Below are 22,983 nucleotides of genomic sequence, written 5' to 3' on the forward strand. Positions count from 1 at the left end.
CGACCGCGGCGACGTGCCGGCGTGCACCACCGGGATGCGCCCCTGCGGCGGCCGTGCGACGTTGAGCGGTCCCGTCACGCGCACGTGCGCGCCCTCCAGGTTCGCGGCGCGCAGCCGGTCGGCGTCGATCAGCACCCCGCGTTCGGCGTCGGCGATCCAGGCGTCGGCGTCCCACGAGTCCCAGAGCCGGCGCAGCGCCGTGACGAACTCCTCGGCCCGGTCGTAGCGGGTCTCGTTGTCGGCGTGCGCCGCGCGTCCGTGGTTGCCCGCCGCGCGCGGCTCGGCCCCGGTGACCAGGTTCACCCCGGCGCGTCCGCCCGAGAGCACGTCGAGCGACGCCAGCGACCGCGCGGTCGTGTACGGATCCGCGTAGGTCGTGTTGACGGTCGCGATGAGCCCGATGCGCGAGGTGAGGCCGGCGAGGAACAGCACGGCGCTGACCGGGTCGATGCGCGCGAGCAGGTACGGGTCGCGGAACTCCAGGTCGGGGCCCGTCGCGAGCCAGTCGCCGAAGAACAGGTAGTCGAGCCCGGCCTCCTCGCCCGCCGCGGCGATGCGCCGCAGGACCTCGGCGTCGCGTGCGGGGTCGCGGTGTGCTCCGGGGTGACGCCAGCCGGACGGGTAGGCACCGAGCGTGCGCACCATGGCGCCGATCACGAGGGGTTCGGTCATGCCGTCACGCTAGGAGCGCGGGACGGCGGCGACCACGGCGCGGAAGCCGGGGGTCACGCGACGTCACACGGCGACATGTCCACCCCACCCTCTACGCTGAGAGGATGACTGGTCTTCGTTGGGGAATCCTCGCGACCGGCGGCATCGCCGGCGCCTTCGCTTCCGACCTGCGCACGGCGGGCCTCGACCTGGTCGCGGTCGGCTCGCGCTCGCAGGAGTCCGCCGACGCGTTCGCCGCGCGGTTCGACATCCCGCACGCGCACGCCTCGTACGAGGCGCTCGTGGCGGATCCCGACGTCGACATCATCTACGTCTCCACACCCCATCCGATGCACCACGAGAACGCCCGGCTCGCCCTGGAGCACGGCAAGCACGTGCTGGTCGAGAAGGCGTTCACGCTGAACCAGACCGAGGCCGCCGACCTGCAGGCGCTCGCCGCCGAGCGCGGCCTGCTGGTCACCGAGGCCATGTGGACCAGGTATCTGCCGCACATGGTGCGCATCCGCGAGCTGATCGCCGAGGGGGCGCTGGGCGAGATCCGCACCGTGAGCGCCGACCACACGCAGCTCCTGCCGACCGACCCGGCGCACCGCCTGAACGCGCTGGAGCTGGGCGGCGGCGCGCTGCTCGACCTCGGCATCTACCCGATCTCGTTCATCTGGGACATCCTGGGTGCCCCCACCAGCATCCGCGCGGTGGGCCGCCTGGTCGAGACGGGCGCCGACTCCGAGGTCGCCACGGTCATGACGCACGAGGGCGGCGCAGTGTCGACCAGCCTGTCGTCCTCGCGCGGCGCGGGCCCCAACGCGGCGAGCATCGTGGGCACCGCCGCCCGCATCGACATCGATCGCGTCTGGTACGCGCCCACCACGTTCCGTCTGGTGCTGCCCGACGGCACGGTCGCGGAGGAGTACGTGACCGACATCACCGGGCGCGGGATGCAGTTCGAGGCGATCGCGGCGGAGCGTCTCGTGGCCGAGGGGAACCTCGCCGGCGACATCCTCCCGATCGCCGAGAGCGTCGCGATCATGGGGGCGCTCGACGAGATCCGCGCCCAGATCGGCGTCCGCTACCCCGGCGAGGAGGATCACCGTGGCTGAGACCCCCGACGCCCGTGTCGCGGTCTACCTCGACTTCGACAACATCGTCATCTCCTGGTACGACCGCGTCCACGGCCGCAACTCGTACGGCAAGGACCGCCAGCGCATCACCGAGAACCCGAACGACCCCGAGGTCGCCGAGCGGTTGAACAGGGCGATGATCGAGGTCGGCGCCATCATCGACTACGCCGCCTCGTTCGGTACCCTCGTGCTCACCAGGGCCTACGCCGACTGGTCGTCGCCCGTGAACGCCGAGTACCGCTCGCAGCTCGTGGCCCGTGCGGTCGACCTGGTGCAGCTGTTCCCGGCCGCCGCGTACGCCAAGAACGGCGCCGACATCCGGCTCGCGGTCGACGCGGTGGAGGACATGTTCCGCCTGCCCGACCTCACCCACGTGGTGATCGTGGCGGGCGACAGCGACTACGTGCCGCTCGCGCAGCGCTGCAAGCGCCTCGGCCGCTACGTGATCGGGGTCGGCGTGGCCGGCTCCACCGCGAAGTCGCTCGCCGCCGCGTGCGACGAGTTCGAGTCGTACGACTCGCTGCCCGGTGTCGCCCGCCCGGCGAAGAGCGTGAACCGCACGCCCGCGGAGGCCCCCGCGGAACTCGCGGCCCCACCGGCCGACACCGCGACCAAGCCGAAGGCGGCGCCCAAGACGCGCGCGAAGGCCAAGGCCGCGAAGACCGAGGAGCCCAAGGTCGAGGAGAAGATCGACGACCAGGGCGAGGCCACGCGTCTGCTGGAGCGGGCGCTGCGCCTCGGGCACGACAAGGCCGATGCCGACGAGTGGCTGCACAGCTCAGCGGTCAAGACGCACATGCGCCGCATGGACCCGTCCTTCAGCGAGAAGGCGCTCGGTTACCGGTCGTTCTCCGACTTCCTGAAGTCGCGCGACGACATCGCCGAGCTCGAGGAGACGGGGCACGAGCGCCTCGTCCGCCTGCGCGAGCCCTGATCCCCCCGCCTGCGCGAGCCCTGATCCACCCGCCTGCGCGGGGCCTGATCCATCCAGGCCGAGGTCCGGCCCTCACTGGTTGCTGAAGGCGGCGTCGAACGCGGCCTCGGGCGGCGGCCACAGCAGCGACCGCACGAAGCCGAGCGCTTCGGGGGCACCGTGGAGCCGGTCCATGCCGGCGTCCTCCCACTCGATCGAGATCGGGCCGTCGTAGCCGATCGCGTCGAGCGCCCGGAAGGCGTCCTCCCACGGCACGTCACCGTGACCGGTCGACACGAAGTCCCAGCCGCGCCGCGGGTCGCCCCACGGCAGGTGCGACCCGAGCACGCCCGCCCGGCCGTTGTGCGGACGCATCCGGGTGTCCTTGCAGTCCACGTGGTAGATGCGGTCGGCGAAGTCGACGATGAACCCGACCGGGTCGATGTTCTGCCACATCATGTGCGAGGGGTCCCAGTTGAACCCGAACGCCTCACGGTGGTCGATCGCGTCGAGCGCACGCACGCTCGACCAGTAGTCGTAGGCGATCTCGCCCGGGTGCACCTCGTGCGCGAACCGCACGCCCTCGCCGTCGAACACGTCGAGGATCGGGTTCCAGCGGTCGGCGAAGTCCTGGAACCCCTGCTCGATCACGGCGGCGGGCACGGGCGGGAACATCGCCACGTAGGGCCAGATCGACGAGCCGGTGAAGCCCACGACCGTGTCGACCCCGAGCTTGCGGGCGACCCGGGCGGCGCGCGTCATGTCCTCGGCCGCTCGCTGCCGCACCCCTTCGGCCTCGCCGTCGCCCCACACGTACGGGCGCAGGATGCCCTGATGGCGGAAGTCGATCGGGGCGTCGCACACGGCCTGGCCCGCCAGGTGGTTCGAGATCGCGAAGAGCCGCAGGCCGTGTCGGTCGAGGATCTCGCGGCGCGAGGCGAGGTAGGCGTCGTCCTCGTCGGCGCGGCGCAGGTCGAGGTGGTCCCCCGAGGCCGCGACCTCCAGCCCGTCGTAGCCCCACTCGGCGGCGAGCCGGGCCACCTCCTCGAACGGCAGGTCGGCCCACTGGCCGGTGAACAGGGTGACCGGACGAGTGCTCATGGATCCTCCTTGGTCGCGGGTACGGGGTACGGGGGTCGGGCGGGCGGGGTCGCGGGGTCAGGCACCCAGGGCGCGCAGATGGGCGATGCTGCGCGCGGCGAGCTCGTCCTGGCTCGCGGCGAGCGGGCGCCACACCGACGCCGCGACCGCGATCGTCGCGTTCTCGCCGGTGAAGCTCTCCAGCCCGAGCACCCCGCGGTAGCCCGCGTCGTCGAGCGCCGCGAGGATGCCCGGCCAGTCGGTGTGGTCGTCGCCCACCGCCCCGCGGTCGCTGCCGCACACCTGCACGTGGGCGATCGCGGATCCCGCGGCCCTGATCGCGTCGGCCGGCCGCTTCTCCTCGATGTTGAGGTGGTACGTGTCGAGGGCGAGCCCCACGCCCGCGCCCAGCAGCGGCTCGAGCGCGTCGAGGCTCTGCGCGACCGTGTTGAGCACGCTCGTCTCATACCGGTTGAGGGGCTCGACGGCGAGGATGAGCCCGGCGGCCGCCGCCTCGTCCGCCAGGGGCGCCAGGTTCTCCCGCAGCTCGGCCACGACCGCGGTGCGCTCCCCCGCGTCCATCCGCCAGGTCGCCCCGGTGGGCGCATAGAACGGACCGGCCACGACCGGGGAACGGAGGATCGCGGCCGCGTCGAGGCAGGCGCGCAGGTAGTCCTGCGTCGCCGGCACGTCGCCCGCGCGTGCCACGAGCGACCGCCCCTGCCCCATCGCGCCGACCAGGACCGCGCCCATCCCGAGGCCGTCCAGCACGGCACGCGCCCGCACGGGATCCCAGTCGCCGGGGTTCTCCAGCGGCAGTTCCAGGGCGTCGTAGCCCATCCGTGCGGCGGTGTGCGCGAGCGGCTCCAGCGTCTCGTCGGTGAGCGGAGACGTCCACACCCAGGTGTTGACGGCGATCGTGCGGGGCATCGTTGTCCTTCGATCAGGGAGTCGCTCCCACCCTCCCACCCCGGTGACACGGAGCGGAAGGGCGGGAGCGCAGGCGGTTACGGGATCTGCCGCTCCTGCCACACCGTCGGGTAGCCGGGGAGGTTCTCCCCGCCGAACTTGGCGTAGTGGCCGTCGGGCATGCCCTCGTTCGCCGCCAGGTAGTCGTCCAGCTCCGCCTCGGTGATGGGCTTCTGCGGCAGCACCCACTCCTTCGGCACCTCCTGGCCGGCGAAGATCATCTGCGCCGCGAGCAGCGGGGTGCGCCACTGGAAGTTCGAGTACACCGGGGCGAGGCCGGTGAGGCCCGTGTCCTTCCACTTGCGCAGGAAGCTCATCTCGTCCTCACCGGTCATGACCGGGTAGTCCGCGCCGGCGTCCTCGAACGCCTCGATGGCCGCGACGGCGCCGTCACCGGCGTCCATCCAGATGCCGTCGACGTCGCCCTTGGCGAGCTCGTCGCTGATGATGCTCTTGATCTCCGCCGGGTCGGCGCCCGTGAAGTAGTCCACGGCCTCGATGCCCGCCTCGTCGAACAGCTTCTCGGCACCGGCCCAGCGGTGCTCCAGCACGTCGACGCCGGGGAGGATGCGCAGGGCCACGACCTTGTCGCCCTCCTCCAGGTTGTCGATCAGGAACTCGGCCGTGTCGATGCCCCAGGCGAAGCCGCCGATGGGGTGGATGAAGGTGACGGGGCAGTCGGTGTTCACACCGCGGTCGAACACCACCACGGGCTTCCCGGTCTCGCACGCCCGGTCGACGGCGGGCGTCATGGCCGCCGTGCTGTTCGGCGAGATGAGGAACACATCGCAGTTCCCCTCCGAGATGAAGTAGTCGATGTCGGCGATCTGCGTGTCATCGGAGTCCTGCGCGTCGCGCGTCTCCATCTCGCTGATCGCCCCGGCCTCCTGCAGCGCCTTGAGCTGCTCGTTCATGGTGATCCAGCCCGTCTGCCGCCACGGGTTGGAGATCGAGGCGTTCGCGAAGCAGGCCTTCTTGGCCCCGGCGCTGGCGAACTCGGACGTGTCGACCATCTCGGCGTTGATGTGCTGCAGGTAGGGCTCGTCGGCGGGACCCTGGGGCTCCACGCCGCGCTCCTCGTCCTGCTTGTCGAACAGCTCCTGGTCGAACCACTCGGTCGTCTCCGCCGCCTGCTCGGGGTTCTCCGACTCCGCCGGCGCCACGGACGGGTCGGTCGTGCACCCGGCGAGCGCGATGAGGCCGAAGAGGGCCACCCCGGCGGTGGCGATCTTCATCGATCGTCGCATTGCTAATCTCCTCTGGTTTCTGTGTGGATGGTGCGTGAGGTCGTGACGGCCCCGTGGGTCACGGGCGCCGCTGGTTCGGGTTCCGCGGGCTCCGGCGCCGCGGATTGGGGGCCGCGTGCGCGGCGGGCACGGAAGGCGACCGCGGAGTAGGCCACCGCCGCGATGATGATGACGCCCTGCACGGCGTCGCGCAGCGTGGACGGCACGCCCGCGATGTTGAGGAGCATGAACAGCGCCTCGAGCGTGAACGCCCCGGCGACCGCGCCCACGATCCAGCCCCGGCCACCGCCGAGCACGACGCCGCCGAGCACGACCGCCGTGATGGCGGTGAACTCGTAGCCGCGGCCGACCGACGGGTGCACGCCCGCATAGCCGACCAGCAGCACGGCCGACAGCGTGGCCGAGAGCGAGGAGATCACGAACGCGCGCGTGGTGACCCAGGCGCGGCGGGCACCGGCGTAGTCCACGGCCCTGGCGTTGTCGCCGATGGCGATGAGGGTCTTGCCGAGCGGCCGCTTCGTGAGGACGATGCCCAGCGCGAGCCACACGATCAGCAGCAGCACCGCCCACGGGATGAAGTCCAGCAGCGGCACGTCGCGCAGGCCGCCACGCCCGATCTCGCGGAAGCTGTCGGCGGGGTTTCCGGTGGCCGCTCCCCCTGTCCACCACATCACCCCGCCGAGCAGCGCGAGCATCATGCCGAGCGTCACGATGAACGACGGCACCTTCAGCAGCGTCGTGATCAGGCCGTTCACGAGCCCGACGGCCACCGCGAAGACCACCATGAGCAGCAGCACCGGGATGGTGCGGGCGTCGTCCTGGCCCACCAGGTTGCCGGCGATGATGACCTGCGCCGTGATGAGCGAGCCCTGCGACAGGTCGAACTCGCCGGCGATGATCACGAAGTACTGCCCGATCGCGACGATGGCGATGGGTGCGACCCGCTGCAGGAACCGCATGAACTGCCCCGGCTCGGCGAAGCTCGGGTTGAGGATCGTGACCGCGACGAGCAGCACCACCAGCAGCAGGAACACCGCGCCGCGCGGGCTGACGAGGGTGCGCAGGGCCTTCATGAGCGCGTTCCTTCCGTCGTGGAGCCGGGACTGGGCGCGAGCTCCCGCGCCGCCGCCGCCATCTCGGCCTCCGCGGCTCTGGCCGCCGCATCGCCCCCGGTGCGCGTGCCCCCGGCGCCGAAGCGCGGGCGACGCCGCACGATCGCGCGACGGCTGTACACCGCGACCGCCGCGACGATGACCACGCCGCGCACCACGTCCTTCAGGAACGGGTTCACCTGCAGCACGCTCATCACGTTGTCGACCACCGCGAGGATCGCGACGCCGCCGATCGTGCCCCAGATGGAGCCGCGGCCGCCGAGGAGCAGCGTGCCGCCCAGCACGACCGCGGCGATCGAGAGCAGCGCATAGCCGCCCTGCTGCCCCACCGTCGGGCTGCCGACGCCGAGGCGGCTCGCGAGCAGCAGTCCGGCGAGCCCCGCGAACACGGAGCACAGCACGTGCGCCCAGATCAGCGGCATCCGCGTGCGCACGCCGCTGAGCCGTGCGATCTCCGGGTCGCCGCCGACGGCGTACAGGTGCGCGCCGGTGCGGGTGCGGTTCAGCAGCACCCAGACCACCACGGCGAGCACGATCATGATGATCGTCGACACCGGGACGGGCCCGACGCCGGTGGCGCCGATCAGCTGGAACGCCCAGGGGACGTTGCCCGCCGAGCCCTCGAAGTTCGTGTTGAGGATGCCCTGGAGGATCAGCCCCACGCCGAGCGTGGCGATGAAGCCGTTCACCTTGAGCACCGTCACGATCACGCCGTTGAGCAGCCCGATGCCCGCGCACACCAGCAGCGTGACGGCCACGGCGACCGGGATGTTGCCGGGGTTGCCGTTCATCAGGGTGGCCGCGAGCAGGCTCGACAGGCTGATGACGTAGGTGACGGAGAGGTCGAGCGACGCCCCGAGCACCACGAGCGTCTGCCCGATCGCGACCAGTCCGAGCACGCTCATGCCGGTCAGCACGTCGCGGATGTTGCCGGGGCTGAGGAAGTTGCGGCCGACGGTCGCGACGAGGATCGCCCCGACCACGAGGGTCAGCACGAGGATGCCGAGCACGATCACGGTGGAGTCGATGCGCAGCCGGGGGCGGGTGGCGGTGGTCATCGCTGGCCTCCCTCGGTCGAGGGGCGCGCATCCGCACCGGTCGCCGCGGCGAGGATCTCGTGCTCCGCGGAGCCCGCGGGCAGCTCGGCGACCAGCTCCCCGTCGTGCATCACCAGGATGCGGTCGCTCATGCCGATCACCTCCGGCAGCTCGCTCGAGACCATCAGCACGGCCGTGCCCTGCGCCGCGAGCTGGCGCATCAGCTCGTACACCGCGTACTTCGCGCCCACGTCGATGCCGCGTGTCGGCTCGTCGAACAGCACGATCTGCGGTCCGGTGAGCAGCCACTTCGCGAGCACGACCTTCTGCTGGTTGCCGCCGGAGAGGTACCGCACCTCCTGGTCGAGCCCGCGCGACGACACCTCCAGCGCGCTGAGCACGCCGGGCACCTCGCGGCGCGACGCGGCCGTGCGCCCGGCGAACACGCTGCGCACGACCAGCAGGGCGTTGTCGAGCACCGACTGGCCGAGCGCGAGGCCCTGCGCCTTGCGGTCCTCCGACACGAGCGCGAGCCCCGCACGGACGGCCGCCCGGGGGCCGGTGATGCGCACGGGGGCGCCGTCGATGCGCATCGTGCCGCGCGTGAACGCCTGGATGCCGAACACGCCCTCCACGAGCTCCGTGCGTCCGGAGCCCTGGAGCCCGGCGACGCCGACGATCTCGCCGGCGCGCAGCGTGAGCGACACCCCGTCCACGTAGGCGTTGCCGCAGCCGTCGAGCTCGAGCCGCGGCTCCCCCACCTCGGTGCCCTCGAGCGCGTCGGGGAAGTACGACTGGATGGAGCGGCCGACCATGCGCCGCACGAGCTCGTCGGTCGTGAGCGCCGCGGTGTCGTCGGTGGACACGAGGGCGCCGTCCTTGAGGATGGTGATGCGGTCGCAGAGGTCGAAGATCTCCTTGAGCCGGTGCGACACGTAGAGCACCGCGACCCCGCGCGAGGTGAGCCGGCGGATGATGGCGTACAGCAGCTCGACCTCGCGGTCGCTGAGCGCCGCCGTCGGCTCGTCCATCGAGATGACCCGGGCGTCGAACGACAGGGCCTTCACAATCTCGACGATCTGCTGCTCGGCCACGGTGAGCGAGCCGACGCGGGCCTGCGGGTCGATGAACGACACTCCGAGGTCGTCGAGCAGTGCGCTCGTCTTCGCGTTCATGCCGCGCACGTCCACGAAGCCCGCCCGGCGCGGCTCGCGTCCGAGGTACACGTTCTGCGCGACCGTGCGCTCGGGCAGGAGCGTGAATTCCTGGAACACGGTCACGATGCCCGCGTCCATGGCCTGCCGCGGGTGCGCATGGTGCACCTCTTCGCCGAGGTACGTCAGGGTGCCCTCGTCGGCGGGCTGCACTCCGGCGATGATCTTCATGAGCGTGGACTTTCCCGCACCGTTCTCGCCCACGAGGCCGTGCACCTCACCCGGTCGCACGTCCAGGTCGACGCCGTGCAGCACCTCCACGCCGAAGAACGACTTGCGGATGCCGCGGGCCGCGAGCACGGGCTGCGTCGTCGTGGCGGTCATGCCGTCACCTCCACCCATCGGCCGTCGTGCGCCGCCGAGTCGAGCACGGCTTCGGTGAGCACGGCGGAGCGGTGTCCGTCGGCGAAGGTCGGGAGTCCGTCCGGTCGGGCCCCGCCGATCGCGGCGTACACGTCCGCGACGAAGCCGTTGAACGCGTCCTGGTAGCCCATCGCATGCCCCGCTGGCACCCGCTGCAGCCGGGCCGCATCGGCGCCGGCGGTCGCGGGGTCGCGCAGCAGCAGCCGGGACTCCTCGCGCATCCCGATCCAGAGCTCCTCCGGGCGCTCCTGCTCGAACCGCAGGCTCTGCCGCGAGCCGTGCAGCTCCAAAGTGAGGGCGTTCTTCCGCCCCGGTGCCATCTGCGAGATGAGCAGCGTGCCGAGCGCGCCGGAGCCGGTCTCGACGAGCACGGCGACGAGGTCCTCGGTGTCGACGGCGTGCCCGCCGCGCTCCGCGTAGACGCGGCGGCTGCGGGCGCTGAGGGCACGGATGCGCTCTCCCGTGACGAACTCGATCAGGTCGCACAGGTGCGAGCCGATGTCGGCGAAGGCGCGCGAGGCGCCGCCTGCCTCAGACCTCACGCGCCAGTCGTCGTCACCGGGCAGCAGCATCCAGTCCTGGAGGTAGGAGCAGTCGAGGGTGAGCAGGTCTCCCGCCTCTCCCCTGGCGATGCGGGCCCTGGCCTCGCGCACCATGGGGTGGTAGCGGTAGATGAAGGGGACGGCGCCGATGAGGCCGGCCGCGGCGGCCGCCTCCGCGAGCTCGCGGGCGTCGTCCGCGGTGGTCGCGAGCGGCTTCTCGCAGATCACGTGCTTGCCGGCGTGCAGCGCGCGGCGCGCGAGGTCGGCGTGCGTGGCGTTGGGGGTGCAGATGTGCACCACGTCGATGTCGTCGGCGTCGAGGAGGGCGTCGGCGTCGACCTCCGCCCGCTCGGCCCCCAGGGCCTGCGCCGCATCGCGTCCGCCCGCGGCCGACCGGGTGGCGATCGCCCGCAGCTCTCCCCCTGCGTCGCGCGCTGCCGCGCGGTGGACGCGGGCCATGAATCCCCCGCCGAGGATGCCGGCTCGGATCGTCCCGAGACCGGTGTCTGTGACATCCGTTGTCATGTCGGGGAGTCTGACACACCCCGAACCACTTTTGCTAGCTTTTCGTCAAAAGTTGTTCGAACCGAATTCGAAGTTCTGCGTCTGCACTCCGAAGTGCTGTGGTTTACTGACCGAATGGTTGACGTGCTGAGGCCGGTCACGGTGCCCTCCCCGGGGACGGGCGAGATCTTCCAGATCCTCCGCGACGGCCAGGCGCGCACCAAGGCCGAGCTCGCGGCGCTCACCGGACTCGCCCGCTCGACCGTCGCCCTCCGTGTCGACGCGCTCCTCGCCGCCGGGCTCCTGCGGCCGGCGGGCGAAGCCGCCTCCACGGGCGGACGCCCGCCCGCGCGGGTGGCCTTCAATCCCCGCGCCGGACTCTCGCTCGCGGTCGACCTCGGGGCCACGCACGCCACGGTCGCGGTCGCCGATCTGTCCGGTGTCATCCTCGACGCCCGCACGCGCACGATCGACATCGGCGACGGCCCCGAGAAGCTCCTCGACACCATCCTCGCCGACGGCGCCGCGCTGCTCGCGGCGACCGCGGACGGACTACCGCTGGTCGGTGTCGGCATCGGGGTGCCCGGCCCCGTCGAGCACTCGACCGGACGGCCCACGAACCCGCCGATCATGCCGGGGTGGGACCGCTTCGACGTTCCCGCCTATGTGCAGCGGACATTCGACGTGCCCGTGCTGGTCGACAACGACGTGAACATCCTCGCGCTCGGCGAGCAGGCCACCAGCTGGCCCCGCGTCGACGACCTGATCTTCGTCAAGGTGTCCACGGGCATCGGCGCCGGCATCATCGCGGGCGGACAGCTGCAGCGCGGAGCCCAGGGGTCGGCGGGCGACATGGGCCACGTGCAGGTGCCGCGGGGGGCGGGATCCGAGCGCGATCCGGACGACGAGCGCGACCTCGAGGCCCTGGCCAGCGGCTCGGCCCTCGCGATCGCGCTGCGCGCGGCGGGGCACGAGGTGCACAGCGCCTCCGACGTGGTCGACCTGGTGCGCGGAGGCAACGCGGCGGCGATCGAGGCGACCCGGCAGGCGGGCCGCGACGTGGGCGAGGTGCTCGCCACCGTCGTGAACCTCCTCAACCCGTCGATCATCGTGCTGGGCGGCAGCATCGCGCGGGCCGGCGAGCATCTGCTGGCCGGTGTCCGTGAGGTCGTGTACCGCCGCTCGATCCCCCTCGCCACCCAGCACCTGGCCATCGTGCAGTCCCAGGCCGGAGACCGGGCCGCGGTGCTGGGGGCGGCGATCATGGTCGCCCGCGAGGTGCTCTCCCCCGCGAGCGTCGACCGCTATGTCGCGGCGAAGGGGTCGAAGTCGGCCGACAGCGCGCCGACCTGAGCGAGCGTGCTGGCCACCTCGACGAAGCGGCGCTGTTCTGCGGCCTCCTCGATCGACAGCAGCGTGTCGAGCACGTGGTACGCGAACTCGCCCGTGGCGACGTGCGGGCGGTCGTCCGCGATCGAGCGGACCATGTCCAACAGGCCGATGCCGCGACCGGCGAGCACGCCCTCCTGGGCGACGTCGACGATCTCCTGCTCCACGGGCTCCGGCGGCACGAAGTGGCGCGCGAGCGGGCGGGTGATCGTGATCGGCCCCCCGAAGGTGTTGGGGTCGGGGATCGTGATCGTGCCCTCGGTCCCGGTGATCTCCACGATGCCCTGCCGCACGAGGGGCGAGTCGGTGCTGTAGAGGCTCTGGGCCTGGCCGCCACCCTCGAAGTCGAGCAGCACGCTCAGCGTCGACGGGATCTCGACGGGGAACTCCTGCCCGGCGAGCTCGCCGACCTGCACCCGCCTGGTCGGCGCACCCTGCAGCCCGAGCGCGGCGACCGCCGCCACCGGGCCGAACACGTGCACGAGCGTCGAGACGTAGTACGGGCCCATGTCGAGCAGCGGACCGGCGCCCTTGGCGTAGAGGAACGCCGGGTTCGGGTGGAAGATCTCCGGGCCCTGCCACTGGAACGTCGTCTGCCCGAACAGCGGCCGCCCGATGTCGCCGCGGGCGATCGCGCGCTTCGCGGTCTGCACCCCGGGGCCGAGCACCGTGTCGGGCGCGGCGCCGATGCGCCGTCCGGCCGCCTCGGCGGTGCGCAGCAGCCGGCTGGCCTCCTCCCGGCTCACGCCGAGCGGCTTCTCCGTCCACACGTGCTTCCCGGCGCGGATGATCGCCTCGGACACCGCGACGTGCGCGGCCGGGATCGTGAGGTTGACGACCACGGCGATGTCGGGGTCGTCGAGCACCACGTCCACGCCGCCCGCCCGCGGCACGCCGTACGCCTCGGCCTGAGCGCGGGCGCGCTCCGGGAGGAGGTCGCCGATCGCGAGCACCCGCACGTCGGGGAACCGGGTCAGGTTCTGCAGGTACTGGTCGCTGATGTTGCCCGCGCCGATGATGCCGACGCCGACCGCGTCGCCTGCGCGCCCCATCAGCCCGCGACCTCCGCGTCGAGGAACCGCCGACTGCGCTCGATCGCGTCGAACAGGTCGCCCTCGTAGTGGTCGAACTCCACGATGGCGAGCTCGAGCGCGGGGGCCGCCGCGATGGCCGCCACGAGCGGGACGGCGCCGTCGCCCGCGGGCACCTGGTCCGCCGGCGGGTAGGCGTCGAGCAGGGCGGGGTCGAGCGTGCCGTCCTTGGCGTGCACCGCGATCACGCGGTCGCCCAGGCGCTCCAGCAGGGCCACGGGGTCGACCCCACCGCGCGCCACCCAGTAGAGGTCCACCTCCAGCACCACGCGGTCGTCGAGCAGGCCCGCCAGCACCTCCAGCCCCGTCACGCCGTCGAACGCGGCCTCCAGCTCGTGGGCGTGGTTGTGGTAGCCGACGCGCACGCCCATCGCGGCGCCGACCTCGGCCGCGGCGTTGAGCAGTCGGGCGGTCTCGGCGATCTGCTCCACCGACTCCCAGCGGGCAGGTTCGGTGTACGGGTCGATCACGGTGTGCATGCCGAGCGTCTTCGCCGCCGCGAACACCTCGGCGGGCGCGGGCACGGGCAGGGTGGTGCCGCTGCCGTCCGGGTTGACGAACGACTCCGACGCCAGGAACGCGTGTCCGGAGGGCGCGGTGAGACCGGCGGCGGCGAGCGCGGCGGCCATCGCCTCGGCCCTTCGCACGAAGTCGTACGGCTCGACGGCCGTGAACCCGCGCGCGGCGACGGCGGCGAGAGTGCCGTCGAGGTCGGCCTCCAGCTGCTCGCGGATGGTGAACAGCTGCAGGGACGTCTGGATCGTCATCGGTCGTGCTCCTCGGGTCGTCGGCGACTCGCGGGTGGTGCCCCGCGCTGGCACGCTATCACCGAATACCTCCACATGGAAGTTTTGGTCGCACTAGACTCGGGCCATGCCCCCCTCCTCCGCCGACGGTCCGGAGCGCCCACGCGCCCGTGGCGCCTACGCCAAGGGGATCGCGCGTCGGCAGGAGATCCTCGACCGCGCGATCGAGGTGTTCGCGACCCGCGGCGCCGACCGCACGAGCCTGCGCGCGATCGCCAGCGAGGTCGGCGTCACGCACGCCGCGCTCACGCACTACTTCGGCTCCCTGGAGGAGCTCCTGGTCGCGGTCTACCGCGAGAGCAACGCCCCTGGTCGGCACCCCGAGGCGCGAGACGACGCGACGCCCGTGGAGAGCATGATCCTGTCGGCCAGGGTCAACCGCGAGGTGCCAGGCCTCGTGCAGCTGTACTCGGCCCTGGTGGCCTCCGCGCTCGAGGAGGGCCATCCGGCGGCGAGGGAGTTCGCCACCGACCGGTTCGCGCGACTGCGAGCGAGCATCGCCGCGACCGTGCGGCAGCAGCAGCGCGAGGGGCGCATCCGCGACGACGCCGACCCCGAGGCGGTCGCTGCCCTGGTCATCGCCGCCTCGGACGGCCTGCAGACGCAGTGGCTGCTCGACCCCGACGCCCCGCAGCACGAGGCGCTGACACTGCTGAACCGCCTGCTCCGCCCCACCCCGGGCGCCGAGCCCCGACCACCGGAGGATGACCGCGCATGAGCACAGGACGGGTCGTGGTGGGCGGGTCCACCGGATTCATGGGGCAGTACCTCACGGAGCGCCTGCGCGGACAGGGGCGGGAGGTCGTGACGGTCTCTCGCGCGGGCGCCGACCTCGCCTGGACCGATCAGGCCGGGATCGACGCGGCGGTCGAGGGTTCCGCGCTCGTCCTCGGCCTCGCGGGCAAGAGCGTCAACTGCCGGTACACGCCGGCGAACCGCGCCGAGATCTTCCGCTCCCGGCTCGACACCACCGCCGCCCTGCGCACCGCGATCGCGCGCGCCTCGGCCCCGCCCGCCCTGTGGATCAACTCGTCCACCGCGACGATCTACCGCCACGCCGAGGACCGGCCGATGACCGAGGCGGACGGCGAGCTCGGCAGCGGCTTCTCGGTCGAGGTCGCGAAGGCCTGGGAGTGGGAGCTGTTCACGGGCGCGCTGCCCGGCACGCGCCGTGTCGCCCTGCGCAGCGCGATCGTGCTGGGCGACGGCGGAGTGCTCGGCCCGCTGCGCACCCTCGCCCGCCTGGGCCTCGGTGGTCCGCAGTACGACGGGCGCTGGCCGGTGAGCCGTGCGCGCCGGGAGGCCGGCACCGCGCATCGCTTCGGCGCGCGCCGCGGTCGCCAGCGGTTCAGCTGGATCCACCTCGAGGATGTGGCGCGGATCGTGGAGTTCCTGGAGCAGACGCCGGCGCTGGAGGGTCCGGTCAACGCCGCGTCGCCGAACCCCGTGGACAACGTCGCCTTCATGGCGGCCGTGCGTCGCGCGCTGGGGGTGCGTTTCGGCCCGCCGACGCCGCGGTGGATGCTGGAGCTGGGCGCGATCGGCATCCGCACCGAGACCGAGCTCGTCTTGAAGAGCCGGTGGGTGTTGCCCGAGAAGCTCCGTGCCGCGGGCTTCACATTCCGCCATCCCGACCTCGACGAGGCGCTGCGTTCCTCCTTCGCCGCCTCGACCTGATCGCAGCCCGGCACGCGATCAGGTCCGCCTCCGGCGAGGGTCACGCCGACTGCTGCAGCGCCGGGAACCTCCAGCTCCCGTCGAGGAGCTTGGGCCGCGGACGGTACAGACGCACGAGGTAGTTCCATCCCTCCGGGATCGGGATCACGTTCGGCACGCCGTCGGGGTGATCGCCGAACCGCACCGTGATGGCGCCGTCGTCGTCCGGGACTCCGGTGATGTTGTTGATCGTGTAGGCACCGCGGTCGTTCGGCTCGAAGAAGCCGTCGGCGTTGTACACCGAGATGGACCAGAACCCGTCCACGGGAACGTCGATCACCCGGAGTTCGTACCGCCCCCGCGGCAGCCGCGGGTCGACTCCGATGTACTGAGCCTCCCAGGAGGGCAGCCCTCCCCATCCCGCCGCGGTTCCGATCAGGTGCCGGACCGGATCGACTTCGGCCTCGGACCCGAACATGCGGTCGAATCCGCGCAGGTTCCGTGCAAGAGTCAGCAGCGCCCCGCGTGTCTCGTCCAGGTCCGCGGGGTCGTCGTCGGGGACGGGGAACGGTTCAGCGGACGCACTGTCGATCCCGAGCTGATCCTGGAGCGCCGTCACGACGGCCACGTCTGCCTGGTCTTGCGGGTCGACGAGGATGCGCACCGCGACCACGACGTAGGGTGTGCCGAACCGCTCGGTGGTCAGCCGGTACTCTCCGGGGTCGTGGAAGACGGCGTCCACGTAGTGGCGTTCGTTGACGACCATCGCCGAGAGGTAGCGATCGCCGTGGTCCGGGATCGTGAGCGTCGCCCCCGCGCGGATGTCGACGACGGCGAAGCTGTAGAGCGTGTCGCGGTTGAGCCGGATGACCGTCTGATGCTCGATCGCGGCCGGCTCCCTGTTGTGTCGGAACCGGTTCACGCCCCCGGCGTCGCGCTGCAGGTCGGACATCATGCGGTGGGTCTCGGCGACGGCGAAGTTCTCCACGTTCACGGGTGCGCTCATACCGGGATCATGGCACCGACGCGCACCCCGAGCCAGCATCGTCTCGCACGGCCGGTCTCCGAACCGTCTACGCTCCCGCCGCGGGCGCGTCGCCGTCGTCGCGTCGCCGCTTCTCGAGTTCATCGCGCAACCGCCACTCCTCGATCTCGCGGTCGAGGTCGGCGATCTGCTGCTCCGTCGTGCGGGTGTCGCGGGGCCGGGAAGGAGGCGCCGTCACGGTGGGTGCGGCGGGTCGTTCGGCCCTCCGCATCCGGGGGATCGCGACGCCGCCCTCGCCGTACTCGCGTCCGAGCGCGAACCACAGCAGGCTTCCGACGAGCGGCAGCAGGATCACGATGATCAGCCACACCATCTTGGGCAGGTGCTTCACCTGCCCGTCGTCGCGGGTGATGATGTCGATCAGCGCACCGACCATCAGCGCGATGATCAGCAGCGAGAACAGGAACGGCATGAGTTCAGGGTAGACGACGGGTCGTGCGCCGCGCCGCCCTAGGGCAGGAGATGCCCGGCGGCGCGGAACAGCTCGTACCACTCGGGCCGCGTGAGGACGACGTCGGCGCCGGCCGCCGCGTCCCGCACGCGCTCGGGGGTCGTGGTCCCCAGCACGACCTGCATCCCGGCGGGGTGCCGCGTGATCCACGCGGTGGCGATCGCGATCGGCTCGACGCCGTACTGGGCCGCGAGCCGGTCGATCACGGCGTTCAGCTCGGCATACTCCGGACTCCCCAGGAAGACACCGGCGTCGGTGCCGCTCTGGAACGGCGACCACGCCTGCACCGTGATGCCGTTCAGCCGGCAGTAGTCGACGATGCCGCCGCCGTCGCGCACGATGCTCTGGTCGTGTCCGCCGATGTTCGCTGCGACCGGCTGCGCGATGATCGGCGCGTGGGTGAGCGACAGCTGCAGCTGGTTGGCGATCAGGGGCTGGCGGACGGCCGTGCGGAGCAGGTCGATCTGCGACGGGGTGTGATTCGAGACGCCGAACGCCCTGACCTTGCCGGAGGACTCGAGGTGGTCGAACGCGCGCGCGACCTCGTCGGGCTCGACGAGCGCGTCCGGTCGGTGCAGCAGCAGGACGTCGATGCGATCGGTGCGCAGCGCCGCGAGCGATCCCTCGACCTGGGTGACGATGTGGTCGTAGGAGAAGTCGAACATCCCCTGCGTCGGCACGATGCCGCACTTGGTCTGCAGCACGATCTCGTCGCGCTCGCCCGGGCTGAGGGCGAGCGCCTCCGCGAAGCGGGCCTCACAGCGGTGCATCGCACCGCCGTAGATGTCGGCGTGGTCGAAGAAGTCGATGCCGGCCTCGCGGGCTGTCGCATACAGCTCGCGGATGTGGGCGTCGTCCTTGTCGGCGATACGCATCATCCCGGCGATGACGGCGGGGGCGGTGGCGGTTCCGAAGGGCACGGTCTTCATGGTCGCCACGCTATCGCGCACTCACGGGTCCACGGCAGTCGAGAACGGCAGGAGGTCCGTCACCGGGATGTCGAGCGCCGCCGCGATGCGCGCGAGGTCGACCATGGTGAAGTCCACGCGCGCGTCGAAGAGGTCGTGCAGTCGACGAGCGGAGATGCCTGATCGATCCGCCAGCCGGTCGAGCGACACTCCGGCGTGCAGTCGCGCCGCCTCCACCGTCGATGCCATCGTGTGACTCAGTTCTGTCCCCATATGCCGACACTACCCCCACACGCGGACACTCACTCGGGAAGAATGAACCGATATGACGGCATCTTGATCTCGGAGCGCTGCTAGGGTGTGCCGAATGAGGACACCTGCCGAGCAGTTCAACGAGGCCGTCGGGCGGCAGATGCGGGCCGAGATCGCCGCCGCGCGCAGCAGCATCGCGGCGATGGCGCGCAGCGTGGGGATCGCACGCAGCGCCCTCGACAACTACGTCACCGGAAAGCGCGCGATCCCGGTGCCCGTGGTCTATGCCGTGTGCGCGACTCTCGGGATCGAGCCGCACGTCCTGGTCGCGAGAGCCGAGGAGCGCCTCGACGCCGACGGCACCACCGCCATCATCACTCCCCTGCGCCGCACCGCCGATGTCGCCACCCCGCGCGACAATACCCGCGAGGTCGCCTTCGAATCCGACGAGCGGCACGACGCCGACACCGACGACCTCTACGACTGACGCCGACGACCGTGGGAGGACGCACATGCAGCAGCTCCTCCTGCGCGCCGAAGACCTCGGTCTGCGCGTGATCGAGCGCCCGGGACGCACGCGCGGCGGGTTCGACCCCGCGACCGGCACCATCCGCCTCGCGCCGGGCATGAGCAGACGGACGGCGCGCAGCGTGCTGGCGCATGAGCTGGGTCACGCACATCTCGGTCATCGACCCACCGAGGTCCCCCACACCCGCGAACGCCAGGAACGGGCGGCGGACGAGTGGGCCGCCCGGCTCCTCCTCACACCGCAGGCGTATGCCGCCGCGGAGCGGGCTCGCGGCGCGCACCTCGCGAGCCTCGCCTTCGAGCTCGATGTCACGGTCGAGATCGTCGTCGCCTTCCAGCGTCTGCTGCGCCAGGGGACCACCGCGACTCGGGCGGCGTGAGATCCACCCGCATCGCGCTGGTTGAATGGGGACATGGCCTTCCTCGTCCCACCCGCCCCCGTGACCCTGACCGGCGACCTCGTCGAGCTGCGTCCCCTCGATCGCTCCCACATCGACGGGCTGGTCGACGCCGTCCGCGAGGGCGAGCTGTGGAAGACGGCGTGGTACACGTCGGTCCCGGAGCCCGACGGCGTGGCCGCGGAGGTGGATCGGCGGCTCGGGCTCGTCGACCGCGGCGAGATGCTGCCGTTCACCGCGATCGACGCGAGCGGACGGATCCTCGGCCTCACGTCGTACTACGACATCGTCGCCGACGTGCCCCGGCTCCACATCGGCTACACCTGGAACCGCCCGTCCGCGCACGGAACCGGAACCAACGCGGAGTCGAAGCTGCTGCTCCTGCGGCACGCGTTCGAAACGCTCGGGGTGTTCCGCGTCGGGCTCACCACGCAGTGGGTCAACTTCCAGTCGCGCACGGCGATCGAGCGACTGGGCGCCAAGCAGGACGGCGTGATGCGCGCGATGAGTCGTTACCGCAACGGCGCGCTCCGCGACAGCGTCGAGTACTCCATCATCGAGCCCGAGTGGCCCGCGGTCCGGGCGAACCTGGAGGCGCGGTTGTCCCGTCGGCGCTGAGCGATCGCGCCGACGGGGTCGGCCTCACTCGGTCGGGCTGCCGGTCCAGTTCTTGGAGCGGCGCGTGGCCGAACCGCGCTGCCGCATCGCGAAACCGAGGGCGAGCGAGACCAGGATGATGCCGGCGCAGAAGGTGAGCGCGGCGGCGGTGTCGGGAAGCTCGTGCGCGATCCCCAGCAGCCAGAAGCCCCCGAGGAAGAGGATCATGAAGAACAAGAAGCTGAGGATCACGGGATCTCCTGTCGTCGGTGCCCTACCAGGATAGCCCGGGCCCGGGAAGGCCCTGTGCCGCGGTCTCCGGGCCTGGTGTGATCGTCGCATGACCAGTACGCTCACCGCCCTCGCGATCTCCTGCACCCTCAAGCCCTCCCCCGCGGAGTCGAGCTCCGACCTCCTCGCGCGCCAGCTGCTCGACGCCCTGTCCGCTCATGACGTCTCGGGCGACGTGGTGCGGGCCGTCGACTTCGACATCCGCCCCGGCGTCGAGAAGGACATGGGCGACGGCGACCAGTGGCCGACTCTGCGTCGGCGGGTGCTGGAGGCGGACATCCTCGTGTTCGTGACGCCGACCTGGATGGGCCAGCACTCGAGCGTGGCGCAGCGCGTGCTCGAGCGGCTCGACGCCGAGCTGAGCGAGACCGACGACCAGGGCCGCCCGATCCTGTTCGACAAAGTCGCGATCGCCGGCGTGCTCGGCAACGAGGACGGCGCCCACCACATCTCGGCGATCCTGTTCCAGGCGCTCGACGACATCGGCTACACGATCCCCGCCCAGGCCTCGGTGTACTGGAACGGCGAGGCGATGCAGACGGTCGATTACAAAGACCTCGAGGAGACCCCGGAGAAGGTGGCCTCGGCCATCCAGACGGCCGCGCGCAACGCGGCACACCTCGCACGGCAGCTGACCGCGCAGCCGTACCCGGCGTCCTGACGCGAGGACACCCGCCGCGGCGCCCTCACTCCGTGGCCGCGAGGCGCCGGCGCCAGTAGTCGATCTCCGCCTTCGACCGTGGATGGCTGAGGGGATCGACCGCGGCATCGGCGTCGTCGAGCCACGCCTGCGCGGAGAGCCGGTCCCCGGCCACGCACGACAGGGCGCCGAGCGCGATGCCGGGCGTGAACGGTCGGGTGCGCAGGTGGAGCGTCGTCTCGGTGTGGCCGGTCACCGGATCCCGCACGCCCTCCGCAGCCGGGATGCCCTCCCCTGTGGTGAGCACCGCCGCGAGCCGAGCCCGGTCGCCGCAGGCGCCCAGGAACGGCACGATGGCCGAGCGCACGCGGGCGGCCAGCCGCTCGAGGGTGTCCTCCTCCGCGAACCACGCGCTCTCCACGATCGACACATCGAGCTGGTAGGGCTTCACCCGCTGCGGGTCGCGGTGGGCGGCGACGCCGTCCTCCGGATGCAGCGCCGGGAACAGCACGCCGTAGTGCACGCTCATGTGCAGGCCGCTGGAGAAGAAGTCGACGACCTCGACGCGGTCCTCCACGGTCCGCCGCCACGTGCGCCCCGACTTGCGGAAGCCGAATCCGCGCATCGTGCCGTCGACGTGGTCGCGCAACAGTCGATCGACCTCACCACGCAGCACCCGGGGGATCGGATTCGCCTTGGCCCGTACGGCCGCCGCTTTCTCCCGCTTCAGGTCGTCGTCGCGCGTCGCCGCTCGGGCCGTCGCCTCCGAGCCGAGCGCCGTTCCGATGCGCTTCACCAGATCGCGGCGTGCGATGCTCTCCAGCAGCGCCTCGAGCTCTGCGGTGTCGGCGGGCGCCTCGCGCTGCACCAGACTGTCGATCGCCGCGGTCGCCACCCGCAGGGCGAGCGACTCGGTCTGCGGGGGTCGCGTGGCGGCGCCCTGGCGGGCGAGCGCGCCGAGTAGCGGCGCGGGCACGTCGTCCGAGGACAGCCAGCGCGCGGCGACGACGGCCGCGCGCACGAGATCCTCGTTCGACGGCGTGAAGAGGTGGCCGTCCGCGGCCACCCCGGTCTCGGCTGCGGCGCGTATCCACTCGCGCACCAGACGGCGGCCGGCGTCGGACTGCACGTGCTGCCGCGCCTGGCGCTGCCAGGTCTGGGACGGCGCCTTGTGTCCGAGCGCGGCCAGGTGACGCACGATCGGTTCGATGTCATCCACGGGCAGCGCGCGGGCGAGTCGTCGTGCCGACTCGGCCCACTCGTCTCCGTCGTCGACCACCGTGAGGTCGAGGACTCCCGACGGCAGGAACGACGCCCGCAGGCGGCGCGCGACCTTGAGATCCTTGTCGACGCCGTAGCGCGAGGCGAACCGTCCCGACATCAGCCCGTCGAGGTGCTGCACGCTGGCCTCGAGCGCCTCATACAGCTCGGCATCCCGATGCCCGGCGTCCATCGCCGTCTCGGCGCCGCGCAGCGCCGGGGCGCACACATAGCTCATGGCATCGATGGCGAGCGCGGCGCGCAGGGCGAACGCCGCGGTCTCCGCGTCCCAGGGCAGCTTCTTGCGCGGGAGGGAGCGGATGAGATCGTCTTCGGCCGATCGATGCCGCCACCCGTTCACGAGCTGCGGGCTGACGTCCATGATCAGCAGCAGCGCGACGAGCTGGAGGCGCGGTGTCGACGCTCTCCCGGCGAAGGCCTCCGCCCAGTCGGTGTCCGACGACACGGGACGACCAAGGGCCTCCCCCAGCTCACGGCGCAGCGCCTCGCGGGTCAGTGCCACGCCGGCACCGCCGAGCGCTTACTCGGCGGGACCATCGATGACTTCGTCGACCAGGCTGATACCTCCGGACGAGCTCGCCTCGACCATCAGCGCCTGGATCCACTTCACGTTGAGCTGCGGGGTCTCCGGCTCCTCGAACGTGAACCGGAGCGGGATGGATGGGTGCAGCCAGATGGTCGAGCGACCGGGCGTATCGCCCTCGGGGTGACGCCAGGAGAGCGTGAAGCTCTCGTTGCGGCGGAGCTTGGTCGCGATCGCGACCTTGAGGTGTGCGAGGGCGCGGTCCTCGATCTGGATCTCGCTGCCGCTCCCGTACTGCATGGTTCCCATGCCACGACTGTAGCGGGCGACTCTCCCGCATGCGAAGGCCGTGC

Annotated in this window: 26 protein-coding genes; 9 read left to right on the plus strand and 17 right to left on the minus strand. The window is 71.7% G+C overall.

What is annotated here, in order from left to right; all coding sequences use genetic code 11:
• Window positions 1-672: LLM class flavin-dependent oxidoreductase (locus DW297_RS07815; RefSeq protein WP_136031077.1), on the minus strand; the 672-nt coding region annotated here is incomplete at its 3' end.
• A gap of 104 nt (window positions 673-776) precedes the next feature.
• Here DW297_RS07815 and DW297_RS07820 point away from each other — a divergent pair.
• Window positions 777-1,772, plus strand: a complete 996-nt coding sequence (locus DW297_RS07820; RefSeq protein ID WP_136031079.1) for a Gfo/Idh/MocA family protein — start codon at window positions 777-779, stop codon at window positions 1,770-1,772.
• Window positions 1,765-2,727, plus strand: coding sequence for an NYN domain-containing protein (locus tag DW297_RS07825; protein WP_136031082.1), 963 nt, complete (start codon window positions 1,765-1,767; stop codon window positions 2,725-2,727). Before DW297_RS07820 ends, DW297_RS07825 begins: the two co-directional genes overlap by 8 nt.
• A 72-nt stretch (window positions 2,728-2,799) precedes the next feature.
• On the opposite strand, the gene DW297_RS07830 is transcribed toward DW297_RS07825, so the two are convergent.
• The 7 genes from DW297_RS07830 to DW297_RS07860 form a co-directional block, all read right to left on the minus strand.
• Complete coding sequence (locus DW297_RS07830) at window positions 2,800-3,807, minus strand: sugar phosphate isomerase/epimerase family protein (protein ID WP_136031084.1); 1,008 nt, start codon at window positions 3,805-3,807, stop codon at window positions 2,800-2,802.
• A gap of 57 nt (window positions 3,808-3,864) precedes the next feature.
• A complete protein-coding gene (locus DW297_RS07835; protein ID WP_136031085.1) occupies window positions 3,865-4,716 on the minus strand; it encodes a sugar phosphate isomerase/epimerase family protein in 852 nt (283 codons plus the stop codon).
• 77 nt (window positions 4,717-4,793) lie between these two features.
• A complete protein-coding gene (locus tag DW297_RS07840; protein WP_372490612.1) occupies window positions 4,794-5,990 on the minus strand; it encodes a substrate-binding domain-containing protein in 1,197 nt (398 codons plus the stop codon).
• 14 nt (window positions 5,991-6,004) lie between these two features.
• Window positions 6,005-7,075, minus strand: a complete 1,071-nt coding sequence (locus DW297_RS07845; protein ID WP_136031089.1) for an ABC transporter permease — start codon at window positions 7,073-7,075, stop codon at window positions 6,005-6,007.
• Complete coding sequence (locus DW297_RS07850) at window positions 7,072-8,172, minus strand: ABC transporter permease (RefSeq protein ID WP_136031092.1); 1,101 nt, start codon at window positions 8,170-8,172, stop codon at window positions 7,072-7,074. The genes DW297_RS07845 and DW297_RS07850 overlap by 4 nt, the downstream gene beginning before the upstream one ends.
• Window positions 8,169-9,689 carry a sugar ABC transporter ATP-binding protein gene (locus DW297_RS07855; protein ID WP_136031094.1) on the minus strand — a complete coding sequence of 507 codons (1,521 nt, stop codon included), beginning with the start codon at window positions 9,687-9,689 and terminating at the stop codon, window positions 8,169-8,171. Before DW297_RS07855 ends, DW297_RS07850 begins: the two co-directional genes overlap by 4 nt.
• Window positions 9,686-10,795, minus strand: coding sequence for a Gfo/Idh/MocA family protein (locus DW297_RS07860; RefSeq protein ID WP_136031096.1), 1,110 nt, complete (start codon window positions 10,793-10,795; stop codon window positions 9,686-9,688). The genes DW297_RS07855 and DW297_RS07860 overlap by 4 nt, the downstream gene beginning before the upstream one ends.
• A gap of 114 nt (window positions 10,796-10,909) precedes the next feature.
• Here DW297_RS07860 and DW297_RS07865 point away from each other — a divergent pair, with 114 nt between their 5' ends.
• The gene (locus tag DW297_RS07865; RefSeq protein ID WP_136031098.1) at window positions 10,910-12,127 is read left to right on the plus strand and encodes an ROK family transcriptional regulator; all 1,218 of its coding nucleotides are present in this window, start codon (window positions 10,910-10,912) and stop codon (window positions 12,125-12,127) included.
• Here DW297_RS07865 and DW297_RS07870 read toward each other — a convergent pair.
• Window positions 12,079-13,215, minus strand: coding sequence for a Gfo/Idh/MocA family protein (locus DW297_RS07870; RefSeq protein WP_136031100.1), 1,137 nt, complete (start codon window positions 13,213-13,215; stop codon window positions 12,079-12,081). The two genes, DW297_RS07865 and DW297_RS07870, sit on opposite strands and share 49 nt — an antisense overlap.
• Window positions 13,215-14,021 carry a sugar phosphate isomerase/epimerase family protein gene (locus tag DW297_RS07875; RefSeq protein WP_136031102.1) on the minus strand — a complete coding sequence of 269 codons (807 nt, stop codon included), beginning with the start codon at window positions 14,019-14,021 and terminating at the stop codon, window positions 13,215-13,217. The genes DW297_RS07870 and DW297_RS07875 overlap by 1 nt, the downstream gene beginning before the upstream one ends.
• Window positions 14,022-14,127: 106 nt before the next feature.
• On the opposite strand from DW297_RS07875, the gene DW297_RS07880 reads away from it, so the two are divergent.
• On the plus strand, window positions 14,128-14,778 hold the full coding sequence (locus DW297_RS07880; RefSeq protein ID WP_136031104.1) for a TetR/AcrR family transcriptional regulator: 651 nt from the start codon (window positions 14,128-14,130) through the stop codon (window positions 14,776-14,778).
• Window positions 14,775-15,737, plus strand: coding sequence for an epimerase (locus tag DW297_RS07885; protein WP_136031105.1), 963 nt, complete (start codon window positions 14,775-14,777; stop codon window positions 15,735-15,737). The genes DW297_RS07880 and DW297_RS07885 overlap by 4 nt, the downstream gene beginning before the upstream one ends.
• A 40-nt stretch (window positions 15,738-15,777) precedes the next feature.
• Here DW297_RS07885 and DW297_RS07890 read toward each other — a convergent pair whose 3' ends face one another.
• The 4 genes from DW297_RS07890 to DW297_RS07905 all read right to left on the minus strand — a co-directional run bounded on the left by DW297_RS07890 (window position 15,778) and on the right by DW297_RS07905 (window position 18,393).
• On the minus strand, window positions 15,778-16,722 hold the full coding sequence (locus DW297_RS07890; protein WP_136031107.1) for a DUF1254 domain-containing protein: 945 nt from the start codon (window positions 16,720-16,722) through the stop codon (window positions 15,778-15,780).
• 67 nt (window positions 16,723-16,789) lie between these two features.
• Entirely contained in the window at window positions 16,790-17,173 is a 384-nt protein-coding gene (locus DW297_RS07895; RefSeq protein ID WP_136031109.1) for a PLD nuclease N-terminal domain-containing protein, read from the minus strand.
• A 38-nt stretch (window positions 17,174-17,211) separates the two neighbouring features.
• Entirely contained in the window at window positions 17,212-18,141 is a 930-nt protein-coding gene (locus DW297_RS07900) for an aldo/keto reductase (protein WP_136031111.1), read from the minus strand.
• 21 nt (window positions 18,142-18,162) lie between these two features.
• Window positions 18,163-18,393 (minus strand): helix-turn-helix domain-containing protein, encoded by a 231-nt coding sequence (locus DW297_RS07905; protein ID WP_206253032.1) that lies wholly within the window; start codon window positions 18,391-18,393, stop codon window positions 18,163-18,165.
• A 94-nt stretch (window positions 18,394-18,487) separates the two neighbouring features.
• Between DW297_RS07905 and DW297_RS07910 the strand changes: the two genes are divergently transcribed.
• Genes DW297_RS07910 through DW297_RS07920 form a run of 3 tightly spaced genes read left to right on the plus strand, consistent with a single transcriptional unit; the run spans window position 18,488 to window position 19,916 of the window.
• Complete coding sequence (locus DW297_RS07910; protein WP_136031115.1) at window positions 18,488-18,859, plus strand: helix-turn-helix domain-containing protein; 372 nt, start codon at window positions 18,488-18,490, stop codon at window positions 18,857-18,859.
• A gap of 25 nt (window positions 18,860-18,884) precedes the next feature.
• Window positions 18,885-19,280 carry an ImmA/IrrE family metallo-endopeptidase gene (locus tag DW297_RS07915; protein ID WP_136031117.1) on the plus strand — a complete coding sequence of 132 codons (396 nt, stop codon included), beginning with the start codon at window positions 18,885-18,887 and terminating at the stop codon, window positions 19,278-19,280.
• A gap of 33 nt (window positions 19,281-19,313) precedes the next feature.
• Window positions 19,314-19,916 (plus strand): GNAT family N-acetyltransferase, encoded by a 603-nt coding sequence (locus DW297_RS07920; RefSeq protein WP_136031120.1) that lies wholly within the window; start codon window positions 19,314-19,316, stop codon window positions 19,914-19,916.
• Window positions 19,917-19,940: 24 nt separating this feature from the next.
• Here the strand turns inward: DW297_RS07920 and DW297_RS07925 are convergent, their stop codons facing one another.
• A complete protein-coding gene (locus DW297_RS07925; protein WP_136031122.1) occupies window positions 19,941-20,147 on the minus strand; it encodes a hypothetical protein in 207 nt (68 codons plus the stop codon).
• An 88-nt stretch (window positions 20,148-20,235) separates the two neighbouring features.
• Between DW297_RS07925 and DW297_RS07930 the strand changes: the two genes are divergently transcribed.
• Entirely contained in the window at window positions 20,236-20,847 is a 612-nt protein-coding gene (locus tag DW297_RS07930; protein ID WP_136031124.1) for a flavodoxin family protein, read from the plus strand.
• 25 nt (window positions 20,848-20,872) lie between these two features.
• Here the strand turns inward: DW297_RS07930 and DW297_RS07935 are convergent, their stop codons facing one another.
• Window positions 20,873-22,609: a DUF4304 domain-containing protein gene (locus tag DW297_RS07935; RefSeq protein ID WP_136031126.1), complete on the minus strand. Its 1,737-nt coding sequence runs from the start codon at window positions 22,607-22,609 to the stop codon at window positions 20,873-20,875.
• A gap of 18 nt (window positions 22,610-22,627) precedes the next feature.
• A complete protein-coding gene (locus tag DW297_RS07940; RefSeq protein WP_136031128.1) occupies window positions 22,628-22,939 on the minus strand; it encodes a DUF7882 family protein in 312 nt (103 codons plus the stop codon).
• Window positions 22,940-22,983 lie beyond the last annotated feature (44 nt).

The sequence above is a fragment of the Microbacterium sp. PF5 genome (genome assembly GCF_004794315.1).
GTDB classification, from domain to species: domain Bacteria; phylum Actinomycetota; class Actinomycetes; order Actinomycetales; family Microbacteriaceae; genus Microbacterium; species Microbacterium sufflavum.